Origin of the sequence: Mesorhizobium sp. B2-6-1, assembly GCF_006440475.1 — a bacterium.
GTDB lineage: Bacteria > Pseudomonadota > Alphaproteobacteria > Rhizobiales > Rhizobiaceae > Mesorhizobium.
The window spans coordinates 22879-41695 of sequence record NZ_VFUH01000010.1 but is presented as its reverse complement, the minus strand read 5'-3'; the positions used below and the strand labels follow the sequence as shown (position 1 = coordinate 41695).

General features: G+C 64.0%; 18 protein-coding genes. 6 read left to right on the top strand and 12 right to left on the bottom strand.

Translation table 11 applies throughout. The features are described from left to right. Window positions 1–291: 291 nt before the first annotated feature. On the bottom strand, window positions 292–981 hold the full coding sequence (locus FJ443_RS20295) for an SDR family NAD(P)-dependent oxidoreductase (RefSeq protein WP_140498384.1): 690 nt from the start codon (window positions 979–981) through the stop codon (window positions 292–294). Window positions 982–1307: 326 nt separating this feature from the next. Then, window positions 1308–2327 (bottom strand): isopenicillin N synthase family oxygenase, encoded by a 1020-nt coding sequence (locus tag FJ443_RS20290; RefSeq protein ID WP_140515014.1) that lies wholly within the window; start codon window positions 2325–2327, stop codon window positions 1308–1310. 63 nt (window positions 2328–2390) lie between these two features. On the opposite strand from FJ443_RS20290, the gene FJ443_RS20285 reads away from it, so the two are divergent. Both FJ443_RS20285 and FJ443_RS20280 read left to right on the top strand, forming a co-directional pair. Further along, entirely contained in the window at window positions 2391–2606 is a 216-nt protein-coding gene (locus FJ443_RS20285) for a hypothetical protein (RefSeq protein ID WP_140498386.1), read from the top strand. Window positions 2607–2698: 92 nt separating this feature from the next. Beyond that, window positions 2699–2980, top strand: a complete 282-nt coding sequence (locus FJ443_RS20280; protein WP_224619155.1) for a hypothetical protein — start codon at window positions 2699–2701, stop codon at window positions 2978–2980. 214 nt (window positions 2981–3194) lie between these two features. On the opposite strand, the gene FJ443_RS20275 is transcribed toward FJ443_RS20280, so the two are convergent. The 4 genes from FJ443_RS20275 to FJ443_RS20260 form a co-directional block, all read right to left on the bottom strand. Next, window positions 3195–5474 (bottom strand): xanthine dehydrogenase family protein molybdopterin-binding subunit, encoded by a 2280-nt coding sequence (locus FJ443_RS20275; RefSeq protein WP_140665575.1) that lies wholly within the window; start codon window positions 5472–5474, stop codon window positions 3195–3197. A gap of 2 nt (window positions 5475–5476) precedes the next feature. Further along, window positions 5477–6496 carry a xanthine dehydrogenase family protein subunit M gene (locus FJ443_RS20270; protein ID WP_140524808.1) on the bottom strand — a complete coding sequence of 340 codons (1020 nt, stop codon included), beginning with the start codon at window positions 6494–6496 and terminating at the stop codon, window positions 5477–5479. A 1-nt stretch (window position 6497) separates the two neighbouring features. Further along, complete coding sequence (locus FJ443_RS20265) at window positions 6498–7118, bottom strand: (2Fe-2S)-binding protein (protein WP_140524809.1); 621 nt, start codon at window positions 7116–7118, stop codon at window positions 6498–6500. Between the two features lie 213 nt (window positions 7119–7331). Next, window positions 7332–8165, bottom strand: a complete 834-nt coding sequence (locus tag FJ443_RS20260; RefSeq protein ID WP_210239614.1) for a 3-keto-5-aminohexanoate cleavage protein — start codon at window positions 8163–8165, stop codon at window positions 7332–7334. An 80-nt stretch (window positions 8166–8245) separates the two neighbouring features. On the opposite strand from FJ443_RS20260, the gene FJ443_RS20255 reads away from it, so the two are divergent. Then, window positions 8246–9661, top strand: a complete 1416-nt coding sequence (locus tag FJ443_RS20255) for an amidase (protein ID WP_140665572.1) — start codon at window positions 8246–8248, stop codon at window positions 9659–9661. Between the two features lie 9 nt (window positions 9662–9670). Here FJ443_RS20255 and FJ443_RS31690 read toward each other — a convergent pair whose 3' ends face one another. From FJ443_RS31690 to FJ443_RS20230, 5 genes are all read right to left on the bottom strand, one after another. Beyond that, the gene (locus FJ443_RS31690; RefSeq protein ID WP_246681227.1) at window positions 9671–10432 is read right to left on the bottom strand and encodes an ABC transporter ATP-binding protein; all 762 of its coding nucleotides are present in this window, start codon (window positions 10430–10432) and stop codon (window positions 9671–9673) included. Further along, complete coding sequence (locus FJ443_RS20245) at window positions 10429–11184, bottom strand: ATP-binding cassette domain-containing protein (RefSeq protein WP_140665569.1); 756 nt, start codon at window positions 11182–11184, stop codon at window positions 10429–10431. The genes FJ443_RS31690 and FJ443_RS20245 overlap by 4 nt, the downstream gene beginning before the upstream one ends. Then, on the bottom strand, window positions 11174–12154 hold the full coding sequence (locus tag FJ443_RS20240) for a branched-chain amino acid ABC transporter permease (protein WP_140665566.1): 981 nt from the start codon (window positions 12152–12154) through the stop codon (window positions 11174–11176). Before FJ443_RS20240 ends, FJ443_RS20245 begins: the two co-directional genes overlap by 11 nt. 10 nt (window positions 12155–12164) lie before the next feature. After that, entirely contained in the window at window positions 12165–13064 is a 900-nt protein-coding gene (locus FJ443_RS20235; protein WP_140524813.1) for a branched-chain amino acid ABC transporter permease, read from the bottom strand. Between the two features lie 76 nt (window positions 13065–13140). After that, window positions 13141–14370 (bottom strand): ABC transporter substrate-binding protein, encoded by a 1230-nt coding sequence (locus tag FJ443_RS20230; protein ID WP_140524814.1) that lies wholly within the window; start codon window positions 14368–14370, stop codon window positions 13141–13143. A 107-nt stretch (window positions 14371–14477) separates the two neighbouring features. On the opposite strand from FJ443_RS20230, the gene FJ443_RS20225 reads away from it, so the two are divergent. Next, window positions 14478–15362 carry a MurR/RpiR family transcriptional regulator gene (locus tag FJ443_RS20225; RefSeq protein ID WP_140515002.1) on the top strand — a complete coding sequence of 295 codons (885 nt, stop codon included), beginning with the start codon at window positions 14478–14480 and terminating at the stop codon, window positions 15360–15362. Continuing rightward, the gene (locus FJ443_RS20220) at window positions 15359–16690 is read left to right on the top strand and encodes an aspartate aminotransferase family protein (RefSeq protein WP_140560389.1); all 1332 of its coding nucleotides are present in this window, start codon (window positions 15359–15361) and stop codon (window positions 16688–16690) included. Before FJ443_RS20225 ends, FJ443_RS20220 begins: the two co-directional genes overlap by 4 nt. Window positions 16691–16731: 41 nt before the next feature. Here the strand turns inward: FJ443_RS20220 and FJ443_RS20215 are convergent, their stop codons facing one another. Next, window positions 16732–17757 carry a substrate-binding domain-containing protein gene (locus tag FJ443_RS20215; RefSeq protein ID WP_140498399.1) on the bottom strand — a complete coding sequence of 342 codons (1026 nt, stop codon included), beginning with the start codon at window positions 17755–17757 and terminating at the stop codon, window positions 16732–16734. Between the two features lie 199 nt (window positions 17758–17956). Here FJ443_RS20215 and FJ443_RS20210 point away from each other — a divergent pair, with 199 nt between their 5' ends. After that, entirely contained in the window at window positions 17957–18793 is an 837-nt protein-coding gene (locus FJ443_RS20210; RefSeq protein WP_140566411.1) for an inositol monophosphatase family protein, read from the top strand. Window positions 18794–18817 lie beyond the last annotated feature (24 nt).

The window sequence follows — 18817 nt, the reverse complement described above, 5'->3', positions numbered from 1 at the left end:
TCCACAGAGCCAAAGGAAATAGAGGATTGAAGAACATTTTCTGTTTCTGGGGGGCGGGTATCGTTTGGCGGGAATCCTGTCCCGCCTCGAGAGGCTGCTTCTACTTGCTTCTTACGGTTTTCAGGTCCGTTTGCATCTCAATGGCTGTCACAACAGCTGCCCGATGACGTTGCCGTTTCCAGGCACAAGCCATCGAAGCCGCCGCTATATAGTGACATCCCCATGCAATGTCGACTCTCTCCGCCGCCTTGCATGGAAGCCCCGCGAAAGCCGCATAGGTCACCGTGCCGATCAGAAGGTCTCGACCCAGGGCCTGAGCTCGAGTTCCCAGGTCCAGGCGCTGCGGTTCTGGCGATGGATGCCGAGATAGGCCTCGGCGATCGCGTCCGGCGATAGCCGTCGATCCTGCGGGTCGGGAGCCTCTCCCGGCACGGTCGAGGCAATGGCACCATCGATGACGAAATGCGCGACATGGATGTTCTTGGGGGCCAGTTCGCGAGCCATGGATTGCGCCAGTCCACGCAAGCCGAATTTGGGCATCGCGAAACCGGCCGAGCCGGCGAATCCCTTGACGCTTGCCGTCGCGCCGGTGAAGAAGATCGAGCCCGAGCCTTGCAAAAGCAGCCGGTTGGCTGCTTGCTGGCCAACCAGGAAGCCGCCATAGGCCCCCACCAGCAAGGCCTGCCTGACAGCCTCTGGATCGAGTTCGGCTATCGGGCCACGGGCGCGTCCGCTGGCATTGAAGACCACGAGCGACAGCGGGCCGGCCTTGTCAGCGACCTCGAACAGGCGCTGCACCGACGCGGCATCGGAGACATCAGTTGCCACGGCTTGGGCGCCGGTCTGCGCCAGCAACGGGTCGAGCTTCTCGACGTTGCGGGCGGCCAGCACGACACGAAAACCTTCCCTTGCGAGAAGGCGCGCAAGCGAGGCGCTCAATCCGGATCCCGCTCCGGCAATGACGGCGACATTGGATGTCATGAGCATCTCTCTTTCACGGTGGTGACTGGATTGGACAGGGTTGCGCCTTCCCAAGTGGAACGCAAGAGAAAGCATTTCCAAGAAAATGGGGTGTCGTCGTGGCGCGCTTCCCAGGCCGCAAAAACTGTTCCCGGCAAAGAAAAATGGCCGGGCGCGAAGACGGCCCGGCCAGAAAGAAGGTCATAACCTTCAGAGGGGAACACCGTTCGGAGGAATGGGAGGAAACCTCGAACGATAATTTTATCTTGAGCCCATTTTCGCGCGCTGGCGACGAATAGAATTCTAAAATTTTGCCGCCCTACAAAAATTTCTACCTGCCGAATGGCTCAGCCTGCCCGGGTCTCGGGCTCAAACAGATCGGCATAATGACGCCGCGCAACGTCGGGATGGGAGCGCAGCCTGCTCTTCAGCACATTGGTTCCGACATCGCGAAACAGCGGATTGTCGGGATCGCTGGCCGGCCCGCGCGCCTGCGCCGCCAGTTCCTCGGGAAGCTCGAGCAGCGGTATCGTGGCATCGAGCTTGGCGCTGAAGAAGAACGGCACCGAGATGCGTTCGACGCCGGCGGGCGGCGTCACGACGCGATGCACGGTGGCTCTCAAATAGCCGTTCGAGGCGAGCTCCAGCAGCTCGCCGATGTTGACGACGAGCGTTCCGGGAATCGGATCCACGTCCACCCAGCTTCCGTCATAGTCTACCTGCAGGCCCTTGTTGTCGTCCTGGAGCAGCAGCGTCAGGAAGCCGCCATCCTTATGCGCGCCGACGCCCTGGTCGCCGCCGGTCGCTTCGCGGCCGGGGTAGCGCACGATCTTCATGCGATGATTGGGTTCGCCGCCATAGATCGGATCGAAAGCGTCCTCGGCCTGGTCGAGCGACAGCGCGAAGGCCTTGAGCAGACGAATGGCCACGGCCGTCGCCTTCGCCTGCCAGGCCAGCAGCGCCGGCTTCAGCTCCGGCAACGCCGACGGCCACTGGTTCGGCCCCTGCAGCCGCGTCCAGGCAGGAATTCCCGGGCCTTGCGCGATGGGCGGGCGCTCGACGCCGATGTCGAGCTGCTCGCGCCAGTCGGCCTTGCCCTTGGTCAGTTCGCCGCCAGCGCGGGTATAACCGCGGAACTGCGAGGAATTGACCATCTCTATCGACAGCTTGTCGGCTTCCGGCAAGGCAAAGAAACGCCGCGAAGCGGCGAGCGTCTCGCTGATGTCGGCCCATGGGATGCCGTGGCCCGCCAAATAGAAAAAACCGATATCGCGCGAGGCGGAGCGCAGATCCGCCAGAAACGTCCGGCGCTCCGATGCGCCTTGTTCGAGACGGCTCAGATCGAGCACGGGCACTATTCTGGGCATGTCAGCTCCTTTTCGGGTTCTTTCCGGGTGCTGCTTGAAAACTTCGCCCGGAAACCCGGGCCCGTGGATGTGCTGCTCCTTTTCCAGCGGCCGAAGCCGCCATCGATGCCCCAAATCTCACGGAGTTCAGTGCGCCGGGAAAGGAACGATCGGCTTTTCGATGCCGCCGGGACGAACAATTTTTCTATTTGGGCGGGCAGCCTGACGATGAGCGCGATCATTGCGCGAAACAGCGGCGTGTCATTTCAGGCACAGCGCGAAGCTGTCATTGGCCCTTGAACGGCCGCGCGGGAGGCGCGTAACATCGTGGCACTTGAATTTGAATCTGTTTCATTCGTCCGGGCTAAGTCCGGATCGGTTTGGATAGGTCCTTGAACACGCAAGCAATCGGCAGCGCGGCGGGGCGCGGCAAATCGTTTGCCCATGTGGCGCAAGCCTCCTGGGGCAAGGGCCCTGGCACCTTGCTACGTATCATGCGCATGACGCTGCGCCACCCTTGGCAGGTCGCCATCACCATCGTCTCGACCTTCATCGCCGCGACGCTGCAGCTTTTCATTCCGCGCCTGCTGGGACACGCCATCGACCAGGCGCAGGGCGTGGTGGCTGCCGGTGCAAATACCGGGCCGAGCCGGCGCTGTGGAATACGGCGCTGACGCTGCTCGTCGTCAGCATCCTGCGCGGCCAAGGCTGAGCGCTCCTACGGTCAGTTCCGTTCGATGGGGCGAGAAGGGTTCCGGCTGTTCCGGATCACCCTGGCATGAAACAGTCGGTTCCTGACGCATCAGCATCCCGATCCGCAAGGCAGTGAAACTGGGCGAGGACAAACCCACGCTTGTTGCGGCGGAGCAATCCTCTTTGTCTCGGTCCTCAAACGATCAGATCGTCAATTCTGATCGGCAAGTCGCGGATCCGCTTGCCGGTCGCGTGGTAGACAGCGCTGGCGACGGCAGCGGCGGTGCCGACATTGCCGAGTTCGCCCAGGCCCTTCACACCAGCCGGATTGACCTCATGGTCGATCTCCGGAACCAGTATGACGTCAAGGTCCCTGACATCGGCATTCACCGGGACCAGATAATCCTGCAGGTCGCGGTTCACATAGCGGGCATAGCGGGTATCGATCTCGGTCGCCTCATGCAGGGCCTGGCCAATGCCCCAGATCATGCCTCCCATCAGCTGGCTGCGCGCGGTGCGCGTGTTCATGATGCGGCCGGCCGCGAACGCCCCGACGATGCGCGGCACACGGATTTCGCGCGTGTAGCTGTTGATGTGCACCTCCACGAATTCGGCCCCGAACGCATATTTCACCGAATCCGCGTCGGACTCGCCGCCGTGGAATTCCGACTGGCCGGCATAGAGCTTCTTGAGCGCTTCGGGGGTCGAGCCCTTCGGCGCGAATTCGGCATATTCCTCGATAGCGCCTACCTGCATGGCCTTGAATATATCGGCGGTGCTTGCCGACGCCCCGCCCTTGGTGAGGATCCGTCCCTCGTGGAGGTCCAGTTCCTCATTGTGCGAGCCTGCAAGAGGGCCACTCTCCGCGACCGCTGCCGCGAACAATTTCGTGCGCACCGCATCACACGCCTTGAGCACGGCCGAACAGACGCTGGCGGTGGAAATCGAACCTCCCGATACCGGTGCCGGCGGCAAGGCACTGTCGCCCATCTCGACGGCGACCTTGCCGATATCGACACCGAGGCGTTCCGCCGCCATCTGGCCGGCAACGGTTCGCACACCGGTGCCGATTTCATGCGAGCCGCACTGCACGCGCACGTCTCCTTCGGCCGTCAGGCGCACGCGGGCCGCGCATGGCGCGGCCGCGGTCGGGTAGACTGCCGTCGCGCATCCCATGCCGACGAGCCAGTCTCCGTCACGCATCGAGCCGACTTTCGCATCCCGTCTTGTCCAGCCGAAGGCGTCAGCGGCCTGATCGTAGCATTTCATCAGCGACCGGCTGGAGAACGGCTTGCCGCCGATCGGCTCCTTCTGGGGCTCGTTGATCCGGCGAAATTCGATCGAGTCCATGCCGAGTGCGACGGCCATTTCGTCCATGGCGCTCTCGAGGGCATAGACGTAGGGCGTCTCGGGCGGCGAGCGCATATAACCGGGCGTGTTGCGATCCGCCTGCACCAGCGAGACATGCGTCAGCACCGAGCCATAAGCATACATGCGACCGGTGGCCGAAGTCCCGCCGACGACATAGGAATCGGGTCTCGAGGTCACCTCCCAGCCTTCATGGCCGAAAGCAGTGATGCGGCCGTCCTTGCCGGCGCCGATGCGGATGCGGTGCCGGGTTTCGGCCCGATAGGTCTGGGTGCCGAACGCCTGCATGCGGCTGACCACACAGCGCACCGGCCGGCCAAGCCGCCTGGCGGCCACAGCCACGATGGCCGTTCGCGCCGTCATCGGCCCCTTCGAGCCGAATGCACCGCCTACGTTAGGGCAGACGATGCGCACATTCGCTGGGTCGAGCCTCAATTGCCGCGCCAACTCGACTTTCCAGCCGGTCACGTTCTGAGAGGGCTCGTAAACGGTGAGTTGGTCGCCTTGCCAAACAGCGGTGGTCGAGAACAGCTCTATCGGGTTGTGATGCTGGGTCGGCGTCGAATACCGCGCATCGATCTTCATCGGGGCCGATTCATAGGCGGCATCGAAATCGCCGGCCTTGACGTCCTCCTTGAACAACGGGCTTTTGCCGGCGGCGTCGATGGTCTTTGTCCCCGGCATGTCGAAACTGGCGGTCGGTTTTTCCTCGGCATAGTCCGCGCGGATCCTTTGCGCCGCCTCCTCGGCCGCTTCGAAGGTCTCGGCGACCACCAGCGCAATGATCTGACCGTCATGGAAGATCGCCTTGTCATGCAGCGGCCCGATAGAACTCGCGCCGGTATTTCCGAATTTCGGCGTCTCGACCTTGTCGAGGTCGCCATAGGTGACGATGTCGAGCACGCCGGGCACCGAGCGCGCGTCATCCAGGTAAAGCCTGGCGACCTTGCCCTTGGCGATGCTGCTCGTCGCGAGCACGGCGTGCGCAATGTTGGCGGCCGGGAGATCCGCCGCGTATTCGGCCTGGCCGGTCACTTTCAGCCGCGCATCGATACGCGGCAGCGGCTGTCCCATGTTTTCCTTCGGCTGTGGAGCGGCGACGTTCATGATCACACCTTCATGTCACGGGTTTCGAGCAGCCCCCTGATCAAGGTTCGCTTGCCGAGTTCTATCTTGAATGCGTTGTGCCGACGCGGCTGGGCCTCGGCGAACGCGGCTTCGGCGGCCTCGGCCGCCGCTGCCTCGTCGAGCACCTTGCCGCGCAGGATCTCCTCCGCCGCTCTTGCCCGCCAGGGTACGGTCGCCACGCCGCCAAGCGCGATGCGCGCCTCGTTCACGGTCTCGCCGTCGAGGTCGAGGGCGACCGCGGCCGATGCAAGGGCAAACGCATAGGATTGCCGATCGCGGATCTTGAGATAGCGCGAACGCCTGGTCCATGCGCCGGCGGGCACCTCTATGGCGGTGACGATCTCGTCGGGTGCCAGGTCGGTCTCGATGTGAGGGCTGTCCTCGGGCAGGCGATGCAGGCTGGCAAACGGAATCTTTCGCCGCCCGTTGTGGCCTTGGACATGAACCGTGGCGTCAAGCGCGATCAGGGCCTGGGCAAAGTCACCGTGATAGGTCGCGATGCAGTTCTCACTGGTCCCCAGCACGGCATGCTGGCGGTTGAACCCCTCCATCGCGGCGCAGCCCGAGCCTGGCTCGCGCTTGTTGCACGGCCATGAGGTTTCGCGGAAATATTCGCAGCGGGTCCGCTGCAGGATGTTGCCGGCAAGGCTTGCCATGTTGCGCAGCTGGCCGCTTGCCGCCAGTTGCAGGCTCTCCGCGATCACCGGATACCGACGCTTGATCTCGGCATTCTCGGCCGCGTCGCCCATCCGCACAAGAGCGCCAAGGCGCAGACCCTCACCACCGGTCTCGATCCGCCGCAATGCCGGTTCGGAGAGACCGTTCAAATCGAGCAAGCGTTCCGGCCGGGCGACGCCGAGTTTCATATAGTCGGCGAGATTGGTGCCACCGGCAATGAACTGCGCGGGGGCTTGCGTCGGCGGATGCCTGGTGGCCGAGCGCGAGGCGACGGCGACCGCCGCGGAGAGGCTGGCGGGCCTCTCATAGACGAAAGGATGCATCTCAGGCCCTCCTGATCTGGTCGCGGGCCTGGACGATTGCCGCGACGATGTTCGGGTATGCCGCGCATCGGCAAAGGTTGCCGCTCATATATTCGCGAATGTCGTCCTCTGAACCGGCATGTCCTTCGTGGACGCAGCCGATCGCGGACATGATCTGGCCGGGCGTGCAATAGCCGCACTGGAACGCATCGTGATCGATGAAGGCCTGCTGCATCGGATGCAGGCCGCCATCCGTCGACGCCAACCCTTCGACGGTGGTTACCGCCTTGCCCTCGTTCATCACCGCGAAGCTGAGGCAGGAGAGCACGCGATGGCCATCGACCAGCACCGTACAGGCACCGCATTGGCCATGATCGCAACCTTTCTTCGTGCCCGTCAGGCCGACATGGTCGCGCAAGGCGTCGAGCAGGCTGGTTCGGCTGTCGAGCGCCAGATTGTATGGCTGCTTGTTGATGGTCAGTGTTGTCATGACAGGCTCGGTTGGCTTGGCGGCAGCAGCCGGAGGCTCCTCGGACCTGGCTGTCGAGGCCAGAAGCGGAGTCACCGCAGCCGCGGAGACGGTCGCGGTCATAAAGCTTCGTCTGCTGAGACTGGAGGAGTTTGGGGGAACATGCTCGGACATCGCTGGCTCCGTCGCTCGCTATGTCGCGACCAAACCCCTCATCGGGGCCATTGTTCCGGGCCATCCGCGATAAAACGCACAAGGAAGACGGCTCGCAAGGCAAGCCGCCTGATTTGGATGCAAGGATATGACGGGTCCGTTCGAGACCGTGCCCGTCCTACCCTGGCGAATTTGCAGGCGCGCGGCCGATCCCCTAACAAGGCGCGCGGGCCCTCACTGCTGGCGGGCAATTCCGAGAATATCAAGCGCCTGCGCGGCAGAAGCAATCGGGCGCCCCGTGCGGCCAGCGGCTTCGACGATTGCCGCGACCCGTTCGGCATTGTCGCGGGCGAGGCTGCCATCGGCGTGCCAGAGAGAGTTCTCGAAGCCGACCCGCACGTGCCCTCCCGCCGCGATCGCCGCCGTCAGCGCCAAGGTCTCGCCCCGTCCGAAGGCGCAGACCGACCATACGGCGCCTTCAAGACCATGCGCATCGAGCCCTTCAAGGAAGACATCGAGGTCTTCGGGCCGGCTTTCCTGATCGGCGGCATAGCGTCCAAGGACGAACAGCAGCCGGGGGCTTGTGGGCTCCGCCAGAATGCCTCGCCGCCGCAGATCGATGAAACGGTCGAGATCGGCCCGATCATAGAGAATGTGCTGGACCGCGATGCCTTCCCGACCGGCCCACGCGAAGAAGCGGGCCGGCTCCGCCTCGCCATCGCTGATTATCTCACGCAAGCCGATCGAGACGGAAACCGGATGAAGCGCCCGAACAAGATCCATCTGTTCGCGTGGCGAATAGAGCCCGATCGCTTCGGTCGTGATCTGGATCGCCATGACGCCCTGCGTCCGCTCCCGGATCGCCGCGATGGCATCCCGGTAAAGCGCGGCGTCAAGCGTGTGCCGGCCTGAAGCATCGCGGACATGCACATGGATGGCGGCGGCGCCGGCAGCGAGACACTGCCTCGCCGTTTCGGCAAGTTCGTCGGCGGTCATCGGCAGAGCCGGATGATCGGCCTTCGTTCTGCGCGCCCCGTTCGGCGCAACCATGATCAGCAACGGCTTCAATTTCATCTCCGGGCCCAATTGGCTCTCCCGCAACGTGGTTTTCCATGCTTCATTTCACCGACTCGCACAGGTAGGACAGCATGAACGCCACCGCCCAAGGGATTTCCGCCTTCGCCACCGCCGCCGAACTCAGCCGCGCGCTCGCCGATGGCAACACATCCTCGACCGAGATCGTCCGGCGCGCGCTGGATCGTGTCGACGTTCATGACAATTCGCTGCATGCGTTCGTCCGGCTGTTTCCTGGGGCTGCGCTCCAGGCCGCCGGCGAAGCCGACGAGCGTCGCAGTCGCGGCGTCTCGAAAGGGCCGCTGGACGGTATCCCTTTCGCGGCCAAGGACCTGCTTGACGTCGAAGGCTATCCGACCCTGGCAGGCTCGAAAGCGCTTGCGGGCGAACTCGCAACCGCCACGGCAACGGCAATCGAACGCCTTGTCGCGGCCGGGATGATCCTGCTGGGCAAGGTGCACACCGTGGAATTTGCTTTTGGCAGTTGGGGGACCAACCCGATCGCCGGCACGCCCCTGAACCCGCGTGACAGCGCCATCCCGCGCGCGCCGGGCGGATCGTCGAGCGGTTCGGGCGTGGCCGTCGCCGCCGGACTGGTGCCGGTCGCGCTCGGCACCGACACTACGGGCTCCATCCGCAATCCGTCCGCCATGTGCGGAATCGTGGGCCTGAAGACGTCCTTCGGCCTTATCGGGCGCGGCGGCTTGCTGCCGCTTGCCATGTCCTTCGACAGCATCGGTCCCATGACCCGGTCGGTGGAGGATGCAGCCCTTCTGCTGGCCGCGCTCGAGGGTCCCGATCCCGGCGATCCGGCCACCTTTGGCGTGGCGCCGACCTCGCCGCTCGACGGGCTCGAGCGGAGCATATCGGGCCTTCGCCTGCGCATCCCCTCGGCCGTGGACCTTGCCGGCGTAGACCCCGGCATCCTGGACCGCTTCGACTCCACCGTCGCTGAACTGGAGGCGCTCGGTGCCAATGTCGATCGGATGCCGATGCCGCAATCTTACGACACCTACAAGGCCCTGGCCGGCGACATCATGGCCGTCGAAGCCTGGCATCATCTCGGCCGTTACGTGGAACCCGCGGACAGCGGCGTCGGCACGGCGATCCGCATGCGGGTTCTCAAGGGCAGGGAAATCGGCCTCGCCGCTTATCACGAGTTGATTGCAAGGCGCCGAGCCGCGCAGATCGAGTTTCATCGCGATCTCGAAGGCGCCGATGCGTTCCTGACGCCAACGGCGCCGATTACCGCGCCGCCATTGGCCGACATCGATGAGACAACGACGCCGCTTGGGACGTTTACCCGCATGGTGAACCTCCTCGACATGGCAGCGCTCAGCGTCCCCATCGGTCTCGTCAATGGTCTGCCCGCAGGATTGCAGATCGCGGTTCGCCGCTTCCAGGATCCGCTGGCGCTGAGGATCGGGCGGGCGCTAGAGATTCGGCGCGACGGCCTGTTCGAACAGCCGCCGGGCTACGCCACGCCGTAAGCTGCCCGTTCATTCACCGCTCGCATACAGCCAACGTGCGACAAGAGCGTCGGTGTCGGCACCGAAATCCGCGCGCGCGCCTTCGGAAAAAACCGTGCCGTTCTTGACCACATAGACGTAGTCGGTGATGGCAAGCGCGGCGCGAATATCCTGGTCGACCAGCAGCACGGCCTTGCCGAGTTCGCGGGCAAGATCGCGGACGATGTCGTAGATCGTCTCGCTGGTCTGCGGATCGACGCCGGCGGTCGGTTCGTCGATCAGGTAGACCGACGGATCGGCCATCAGGCTGCGTGCGATCTCGACCTGTCGCTGCTGGCCTCCCGAGAGCTGGCCGGCAGGCTGCGTGCGTTTCTCCCGAACGACGGGAAACCGCTCATAGACATGTTCCAGTTTCTCGGTCAGCACCGTCTTCTTCGGCCTGGCATGCCAGAGACCGAGTTTCAGGTTCGATTCGACCGAGAGATGAGGAAAGAGGCTCGGCCGCTGCGGCAGGTAGGCCAGGCCAAGGCCCAGCATCCGGAAGGGCGGGTTTCCGGTGATGTCCACGTCTCGCAGAAGCACCCGGCCGGCACTCGGTTTCAGAAAGCCGAACAACGCCTTGAGAAGCGTCGACTTGCCCGTGCCGTTCGGGCCGACCACACAGGAAATGCTGCCAGACCAGGCTCTGACCGAAACGTCGCGCAATATGTCGATGTCGCGCGTATAGCCGGCGACAAGGTTCTCGCAGGCGATCAGCGGCGGGTTCGATGGCAGGGAAGCGGTTTCCATCATCGTGCTTCCCGATGCGTTGCGCGGGATCCCGTATAGGCGTGCACGACCTCAGGATTGCGCAGCACCTCGGCGACCGCGCCGTCGGCGATCTTGCGCCCTCGCGCCATCACCATGACGCGCGTTACGACCGACTGGATGGCCTCGAGGTTGTGATCGACGACGACGATGGTGTGACCGTCGCGATTGAGGCTCCTTATGTGCTCGATGATCTCCTCCAGCAGGCGCGGGTGGACGCCGGCGAAGGGCTCGTCCAGAAGCAGCAATCTCGGTTTGAGCATCAGCGCCCGGCCGAGTTCCAGCAGCTTCTGCTGGCCGCCGGAAAGCGCTCTTGCATAACTGTCGGCGAGATGGTCGAGCCTCAGGAAAGCAAGAACCCCACGGGCGCGCTTCTCTGCCGCGGCGCGCCGTTCAGCCGGGTCGGAAAGTGCCGGCACGATGAGGTTTTCCAGCACGGTCATGCGGCGGAACAGGCGGGGAACCTGAAAAGTACGGGCAACACCGCGGCGCGCGAAAAGATTAGCCGGCGAGCGCGCCATGTCGATGCCCTCGACGAGGATGGCACCGCCGTCGGGTTTGAGCGCGCCCGTCACCATGTTGATGGTGGTCGTCTTTCCCGAGCCGTTGGGACCGATCAACCCGACAATTTCGCCGCGGGCCAGGGCAAAGGATAAGCCTTCGACGGCATGGATGCCGCCGAAATGCTTGGCAAGACCACTGACCGAGAAAAAAGCGGTGTCCTTCTCAACCGGCATGGGGTTCCTCGGTGGTAGCAGTTGGAACAGGCGCTTGTTCCCGTGGCCGCGCGCGGAAGCGCGCCCAGTTTTCGACCATCGGATACAGGCCGTTCTGCGCGAAGCGTTGCACCAGGATAAGCGCCAGACCCATCAGCACGAAACGCCATTCGCCGTAGGACCGCAGCGTCTCGGAAAGCAGGAAGACGACGACTGCGCCGACCACGGCGCCGGGCAAGCTTTCGATGCCGCCGATCACCGCCATCGCGATAACCAGACCCATCTCCGGCAGGATAGCCATGTTGGGCGTCAGGATGCCGATGAAATGGCCGTAATAAATGCCGGCTATCGCCGCGATCACGCTGGTTACCACGAAGACGAGGATCTTGTAGCGCGTGGTATCCACCCCGCTGGCGCGCGCGGCGCCCTCGTCTTCCCGGATGGCACGTAGAAAAAGACCGACGCGGGTCGCCAACAAGGCATTCATTCCCAATACCGCCAGGACGACGAGCGCAAGGCCGAGATAGTAATAAGGCAGGTCCGATCGACCGGAAAAGAGGCCGGGCACCGGCAAGCCCAGCATGCCGCGTGTGATGTCCTCCTCCGCGACCAGAACGAGGCGGAAGATTTCCGAAATGGCGAGCGTGAAGAGGGCCAGATAAGGCCCGGAAAGCCTCAGGACCAGCGCGCCGATCAAGGCGCCGGCCACGACGGCAAGAGCGATGGCGGAAAGAATGGCAAGCGGCAGGGGCATGCCGATCTGGCCAACGAACAAGGCCGAGGCGTATCCGCCCAGCGCGGCAAAAGCCACATGGGCGAAGGAGAACTGACCGGCGAAACCGGCAAGCAGCGCCCAACTCGCGGCAAGCAGTGCATAGTACCAGGCGATGGCGCCGACGTGGGTCCAGTATGGTCCGACGCCGAGCGGCACCAGCAACGCCACCACGAGCAGAATCGCCTGGGCTGATTGCGAGAATGTTGGACGGACCATTGCCGTGCCCCTATTCCAGCCGCAGATGCGAGCGGCCGAACAGGCCGGTCGGCCTGAAGAGCAATGCAATGACGAGCAGCAGCGCTCCGAACGCCTGCGTATAGGCAAGCGCGCGATTGGGGTCCGGCAGATAGCCGACACCCAGCCCTTGCACCAGGCCGAGCAGGATGCCGCCGGTAATGCTTCCGCCGACGGAACCCATGCCGCCGAGCACGATGATGATGAAGGCCTGCACGGCCGGCAACTCACCCATCGACGGCGACAGGGCGAAGATCGGCGCGATCAACGCCCCTGCCCCGCCGGCAAGCGCCGAGCCGATGCCGAAGGCGATGGTGTACATGCGGCGTGGATCGATACCGATGACCGCGGCGGACTCGCGGCTCTGGCTCACCGCATCGAGTGCCTGACCAAGCGAGGTGCGCTTCAGGAAAAGCGTCAGACCGACAAGCAGGACGACGGCAGCGACCGCAGCGATCAGCCGGTCGTAAGGCAGGATCAACGGACCGAGGATCAGCGCTCCCGTCATGAAGGACGGCGGCGCCTTGGCGAAGGGGCCGAAGACGACAAGGCCGAGATTGGTGATCAGAATGGTGAGGCCGAAGGTGACGATAATGGCGTATTCGTCCTTGCGCTCGACCTTGTCGGTATACATCGGCGCTATGACGAGCCTCTCGAAGAGCACGCCGAAGATGAACAGGGCCACCATCGCGCCGGCGACACCGACAAGCGGCGGCGCATGGAACCAGGCGATGATGTAGTAGGACGCATAGCCGCCCAGCATATAGAGCGATCCATGGCCGAAATTGACGACCTTCAACACCGAGAAGACCAAAGTGAGCCCCGCCGCCGTCAGCGCGAAAATGAGGCCGATGACCAGGCCGTTGACGGCCAGGAGGAGGAAATAGCTCATGGGTTCACATCACCTCGTTGTCGGCGCCTGTCCAGTGAAGCGGCCGCCGGCGGCCATGGAGCCGCCGGCGTGCCGTTCATTTGCCGGGCATGACCTTGTCGGTGGTGGCCCACTTCTTCGGATAGACGATCGCAGCATCCTCCGGCGCCTGGTTCACGGCCGTGTATTGGATGATCGTGAACGGCACGTCGACGAACTGATGGAAAGCCCAGTCGGGAGATTTGGTGGTCGGGAAGGTGTAGGTGGCGTTCACCCCTTCATATTTGATCTCTTCCAGTGCCTTCACGATCGCCGCGCGGTCAGCCGAGCCTGCCTTCTTGATCGCTTCGACGACGACACCGAACGTGTCATAGGCCTCCATGGCCACGCCGGTCGGTGCCCTATTGTAGCGTTCGGTGAACGCCTTCACGAATGCTTTGGCCTTGTCGTTCCATTGCGACTTGGGCTGCGCGACGTTGACGATGAGAAGATTGTTGGCGCATTCGCCGTCGACTTCCCACACTTCCTTCTGCAGCAGACCCGAGGAGCCGATGAGGGCCGTTTCGGCAGTCGGTGCGAGGCCGAGCTGGCAGGCCTGCTTGACCAGCTGATACTGTGCCTGTCCGGCGATCACCATCTGGATCGCATCAGGCTTCGGGCTCTGGTTCATCAGGCGCAGCAGCGCGGGCGTGAAATCCTGCTGGTTCAGATCGATCGTTGCCAGCGTATAGGGGACGTTCTTGGCCTTCAGCTCATCGGCGATGACCTTGGCCCCGCCCTGGCCGAAGTCCGTGTTTTCGGCGATGATGGCGATGTTCTTGAAACCTTGCTCGACCGTCCAGTCGGCTGCCTTAACGTAAACGAGCGAGTTGGCCGGAGCGAGACGATAGACTTCCGGATACTGCTTGGCCGTGATGGCATCCGCCCATACGTCTGTACCGACCCAGGCGACGCCGTATTTGTGCGCCTCCTCGATTTCGGCGAGGGCGACCGAGGAATGGAATTCGCCGAAGATTGCGGCGACGTTGTCCTTGGTGATGAGCCGAACCGCCGCCGCGCTGCCGTCGGCCGGCTGCCCTTTGGTGTCCTCGTAGCTCACCTTCAGCTGACGGCCGAGCACGCCGCCGGCCTTGTTGACCTCGTCAACTCCGAGCTGCACCGCCCATTGCATTTCCTGGCCGCCGGAATAGTTGCCGGGCGGCGACAGCGGCCCCACCCAGCCTAGCGCGATTGGATCCTCGGCCAGAGCCGGTGCGGCTGCGAACGGCAAGGAAGCCAGCGCGAGTGCCGCCAGCGCTCCCAAATGACTGGATATGGTCTGTTTCATGCGAATTTCCCCTGTTCTTGTTTTCTGATTGAATGAAACACTACGCTCATTTCTGGCAGATTGAAATATTCATTGCAGCTCGTCAACGGCCGGCGTAAATTCGCGCCATGTTGGAACCCGCCTTCCGCTCGCGCCTGCTCGAGAGTTTCGAGACGATGCCGCGCCAGCTTCGCGCGGCGGCGCAATGGGTGCTCGACAATCCGCGTGACGTTGCCCTCCTGTCGATGCGCGTCCAGGCGCAGCGCGCCGGGGTGACCCCGGCATCGATGACGCGGCTTGCCCAGCGCATGGGCTTCGACGGCTACGATAGCCTGCGCGACCTCTACGCCGAGCAACTTCGCCGCGGCGAGAAGGAGTTCTTGGGCAAGGCCGAAGCATTGATGGCGCGGCGGAAGCGCGGAGGAGACGGCGCGCTGGCCTTCGAGCTGGCCGAAACGCTCGAGCGCCATATGGCGAAGCTTTGCGATCCGGCGACGCTGGAGGCGGTGACCCGGGCAGCCTCGGTGCTGGCAGGCGCCAAGCGCATCTATGCGCTGGGCTATCGGTCGAGCTACCCCGTCGCCTGCCATTTCGCCTACGTCTATGGCCTCGCCGGCGGCGCGGTGCGTCTGCTTGACGGCGTCGGCGGAACCGGACCTGATCCTTTGTGGGAAGCGGGAGCGGGCGACGTGCTTTTGGCGATCAGCGTCAAGCCCTATACGCGCGCCGCCGTCGAACTCGTCGATTATGCACGCAGCCGCGCGCTCGAAATCGTGGCGATTACCGACAGCGTGGTCTCGCCGCTCGTCAACCGGGCGGGCGCCGTCATCATCGTGCCAACCGAGAGCCCGTCCTTTTTCCACACCATGGCGCCGGCCTTTGCCATCGCCGAAACGCTGGCCGCGATCCTGGCGGCCGCCGCCGGCGATCGCGCGCTGGCCGCCATGCGCGACGTCGAACGTCAGTTCGACACCCTTTCCACCCATATCTACGAAACCAGGCAACGGTCATGACGCATATCCTCCATCGCCAGATCCACCACGACTATCCCGTTGCCGTCGGCGGCGATGGCGTCACCGTCATCGACAGCAAGGGACGCCGCTATATCGACGCCTCCGGCGGTGCGGCCGTCTCATGTCTTGGCCATCAGCATCCGGCTGTTCTTGCCGCGATGCATGCCGAACTCGACCGGCTCGCCTATGCGCATAGCAGCTTCTTCACCACCCGGCCGGCGGAGGAACTGGCGGACGAACTTGCCGCTCACGCGCCGGGCGATCTTCATCACGTCTATTTCGTCTCCGGCGGATCGGAAGGCATCGAGACCGCCCTGAAGATGGCGCGGCAATATTTCGTCGAGCGCGGCGAGCCGCAGCGCCGCCGCTTCGTGGCCCGTCAGCAGAGCTATCATGGCAATACGCTGGGCGCGCTTTCGGTGGGAGGCAACGCCTGGCGCAAGGCGCCGTTCGAGCCCATGCTGATCGAAAACCATCATATCGAACCATGCTATGCCTATCGGCATCAGCGGCCGGATGAAGGCAGCGAGGCCTACGGGCTGCGCGCCGCCGATGCGCTTGAGACGAAGCTGCAGGAACTCGGGCCGGAAACGGTCATTGCTTTTGTCGCAGAGACAGTGGTTGGAGCGACTCTCGGCGCCGTGCCACCCGCACCCGGTTATTTCAGGCGCATCCGCGAGATTTGCGATCTCCACGGCGTGCTGCTCATCCTCGACGAAGTCATGTGCGGCATGGGTCGTACCGGAACACTGCATGCCTGCGACCAGGAAGGCGTCGCACCCGACATCATGGTGATCGCCAAAGGGCTCGGCGGCGGCTATGCCCCGCTCGGGGCGGTGCTGGCATCCGACCGGATATTCGATGCTTTTTCGCAAGGCAGCGACTTCCAGCACGGTCACACCTATATCGGTCATCCGCTCGCCTGTGCGGCCGGCCTCGCCGTGCAGCGGGTCATCGAGCGTGATGGTCTGCTTGCCAATGTCGCGGCGCGAGGCGCCACGCTCGAACGACGGCTGCGTGAGCGCTTCGGCAACCATCACCATGTCGGGGACATTCGCGGGCGCGGCCTTTTCCAGGGCATCGAACTTGTCGCGGATCGCTCGGCCAAGGCCCCGTTCGATCCGCGCCTGAAGGTCCATGCCCGGATAAAATCGGAAGCGATGCAGCGGGGTTTGATGGTTTATCCGATGGGCGGCACCGTCGATGGGCGGGCCGGCGATCACGTCCTGCTTGCACCGCCATTCATCGTCGACGACGGCACGGTCGATATTATCGTCGACCGTTTGGGCGACGCCGTCGATGCCGCGATCGGCAGCATTGCGATCTAGCGCATGAGACGCTCACCGACCGGACTCTGGTCCAATCGGCATCAGCCCCGACCTGGCCTCACAGTGCCGCGCCAGACCATCGGCGCGTGGCAGGTCAGGCGACTGCCGGCGCCTGCTTCCTCGCGCGAACCGGCGGCCAGTCGCACGGCGTGCGTGGCGATCTCCTCAATCGGCGGCGCAAAGGTCGTCAGCCGGTAGGAAGCCCAGTCAGCCTGCTCGATGTCGTCGAAGCCGGCGACGCAGAGATCGCGCGGGACGTCGACGCCGAACTCGTGGCGCGCCGCGTCCAGAAAACCGCAGGCGATCAGGTCGGTCACGCAGAATGCCGCATCCGGTCGCTGCCGGCCCGAAAGCAGGCGCCTTGCGCCTTCTGCCCCGGTCGCATAACCCGTGCGGCCCTCGCGCCACTGGATCACCTCCAGTCCTTCCTTGCGCGCTGCGGCAAGAAAGGCCGTCTCGCGCGCCACCAGACTGGGCGTGCCGGCTGCCGACGTCACCAGGGCAGGCCTGGTGCAACCGGCACGAAGAAAGGCGTGAAGTGCCGCCTCGGCGGCGGCGGCGTTGTCCACGCCGATGTTATGCGGTCCGTCGAACCGGTCGTCGCGATTGATCAGGATCAGGCGCTGCCCGTTCTCGAGGCAGGTTCGGATCAGCTCCTGCGGCGGCGTGCCGGACAGCACGATCGTCGCATCGGCACGGTAGTTCAGCGTGTTGCGCAGCGCCTGGTCGACATGGTGGCTGGGGCCCGACGTGTTGAATACCATGGCCACTTTGCCGGCATCCCTCAAATGCTGTGTCAGCGCCCGCAGGATACGAGCCTGATAGGGCGTGTCGCCATCGGCGACGACAAGGCAGACGATGCCCGTCGATGCCCGCATCAGGCCGCGCGCCAGGTGGTTGACGTGATAGCCGAGCTGCTCGGCCGCCAGCAGCACCCGCTCGCGGGTTTCTTCCGAAACGCTGGCGCCGGGCGTGAACGTGCGTGATACCGCCGAGCGCGAAACGCCGGCAAGCTCCGCGACCTGCTGGGCACTGGAAAAGCCAATACGGCCTCTTGGCGTCGTCATGCACACTCTCGCTGCGTTTCTCGATTCTTTGCACGCACGTGCAGCATAGCGCAAGCCAGTCACAGGTGTAACCGCTGCCCTTGACACACATGCGTAAATGAAACAGCTTTGCACAGCCGTGCATGAAGCCGGCGCCGGAGGCTACCTTGCCCATTTCTTCGCGGACCGCATCGGAACTGCCATTGTCTGGACGGACAGCATGAACAGCGTGGCGGTGCAGCCTAACGCGAGCCGGATGTCCGAAGCCGAACTCGACAGGCGTGCCGATGTTTGCCGGCAACTGCTCTTGTCGTCGGGAAACATGGCGATGCAGGGCTACAGCCAAATCGACGGCGCGCAGCCTGTGGAGATGAAGGGGCCGCAGGATTTCCTGACCGAGACCGACGGCAAGGTCGAGCATCACATCCGCACGACGTTGGCCGCGGCCTTTCCCGAGGACGGGTTTTTGGGCGAGGAAACCGGTGGCAGCGGCGGCTCTGATCGCATGTGGGTCGTCGACCCGATCGACGGTACGGCGAATTTCATGCGCGGCATTCCGCATTTCTGCGTTTCGATCGCCTTCGTCCAGGACGGCCGCAGCGAGATCGGCGGCATCGCCAATCCGGCCATCGGGGAGGTCTATTTTGCCCGCCGCGGGCACGGTGCGACGCGCAACGGCGCGGCGATCCATGTTTCGCGCACCCAGGCCTTCGACCGCGCCTCCGTGGAGTTCGGCTGGTCGCCGCGGATTCCCAACCGCGACTATCTGGACAAGGTGGCCCTGGTCTGGTCGCTGGGCGCCAATGTGCGCCGCTCCGGTTCGGGGGCGCTCGGCCTTGCCTATGTGGCCGACGGCCGCTCGGATGCCTATGCCGAGCTTCATATCAATGCATGGGACTGCCTGGCCGGATTGCTGCTGGTCGAGGAAGCCGGCGGGCGCGTCAACCGCTTTCTCGACGGCGACGGCATGGCGAAGGGCAATCCGGTGCTTGCTGCGGCGCCGGGTGTGGCGGCGAGATTGTCCCAGGTGATCGGAGTGCCGCTCGACGACGAATAACCAATTCCAGAGAGCATGAAAGGG

Excerpts from the sequence above, each read along its gene's own strand:
- FJ443_RS31690 (WP_246681227.1), bottom strand. The coding sequence starts at position 10,432 with ATGATGGAAACCGCTTCCCTGCCATCGAACCCGCCGCTGATCGCCTGC.
- FJ443_RS20245 (WP_140665569.1), bottom strand. The coding sequence starts at position 11,184 with ATGCCGGTTGAGAAGGACACCGCTTTTTTCTCGGTCAGTGGTCTTGCC.
- FJ443_RS20225 (WP_140515002.1), top strand. The coding sequence starts at position 14,478 with ATGTTGGAACCCGCCTTCCGCTCGCGCCTGCTCGAGAGTTTCGAGACG.
- FJ443_RS20275 (WP_140665575.1), bottom strand. The coding sequence starts at position 5,474 with ATGAACGTCGCCGCTCCACAGCCGAAGGAAAACATGGGACAGCCGCTG.
- FJ443_RS20215 (WP_140498399.1), bottom strand. The coding sequence starts at position 17,757 with ATGACGACGCCAAGAGGCCGTATTGGCTTTTCCAGTGCCCAGCAGGTC.
- FJ443_RS20255 (WP_140665572.1), top strand. The coding sequence starts at position 8,246 with ATGAACGCCACCGCCCAAGGGATTTCCGCCTTCGCCACCGCCGCCGAA.
- FJ443_RS20230 (WP_140524814.1), bottom strand. The coding sequence starts at position 14,370 with ATGAAACAGACCATATCCAGTCATTTGGGAGCGCTGGCGGCACTCGCG.
- FJ443_RS20240 (WP_140665566.1), bottom strand. The coding sequence starts at position 12,154 with ATGGTCCGTCCAACATTCTCGCAATCAGCCCAGGCGATTCTGCTCGTG.
- FJ443_RS20210 (WP_140566411.1), top strand. The coding sequence starts at position 17,957 with ATGAACAGCGTGGCGGTGCAGCCTAACGCGAGCCGGATGTCCGAAGCC.
- FJ443_RS20265 (WP_140524809.1), bottom strand. The coding sequence starts at position 7,118 with ATGTCCGAGCATGTTCCCCCAAACTCCTCCAGTCTCAGCAGACGAAGC.
- FJ443_RS20235 (WP_140524813.1), bottom strand. The coding sequence starts at position 13,064 with ATGAGCTATTTCCTCCTCCTGGCCGTCAACGGCCTGGTCATCGGCCTC.
- FJ443_RS20290 (WP_140515014.1), bottom strand. The coding sequence starts at position 2,327 with ATGCCCAGAATAGTGCCCGTGCTCGATCTGAGCCGTCTCGAACAAGGC.
- FJ443_RS20295 (WP_140498384.1), bottom strand. The coding sequence starts at position 981 with ATGACATCCAATGTCGCCGTCATTGCCGGAGCGGGATCCGGATTGAGC.
- FJ443_RS20220 (WP_140560389.1), top strand. The coding sequence starts at position 15,359 with ATGACGCATATCCTCCATCGCCAGATCCACCACGACTATCCCGTTGCC.
- FJ443_RS20270 (WP_140524808.1), bottom strand. The coding sequence starts at position 6,496 with ATGCATCCTTTCGTCTATGAGAGGCCCGCCAGCCTCTCCGCGGCGGTC.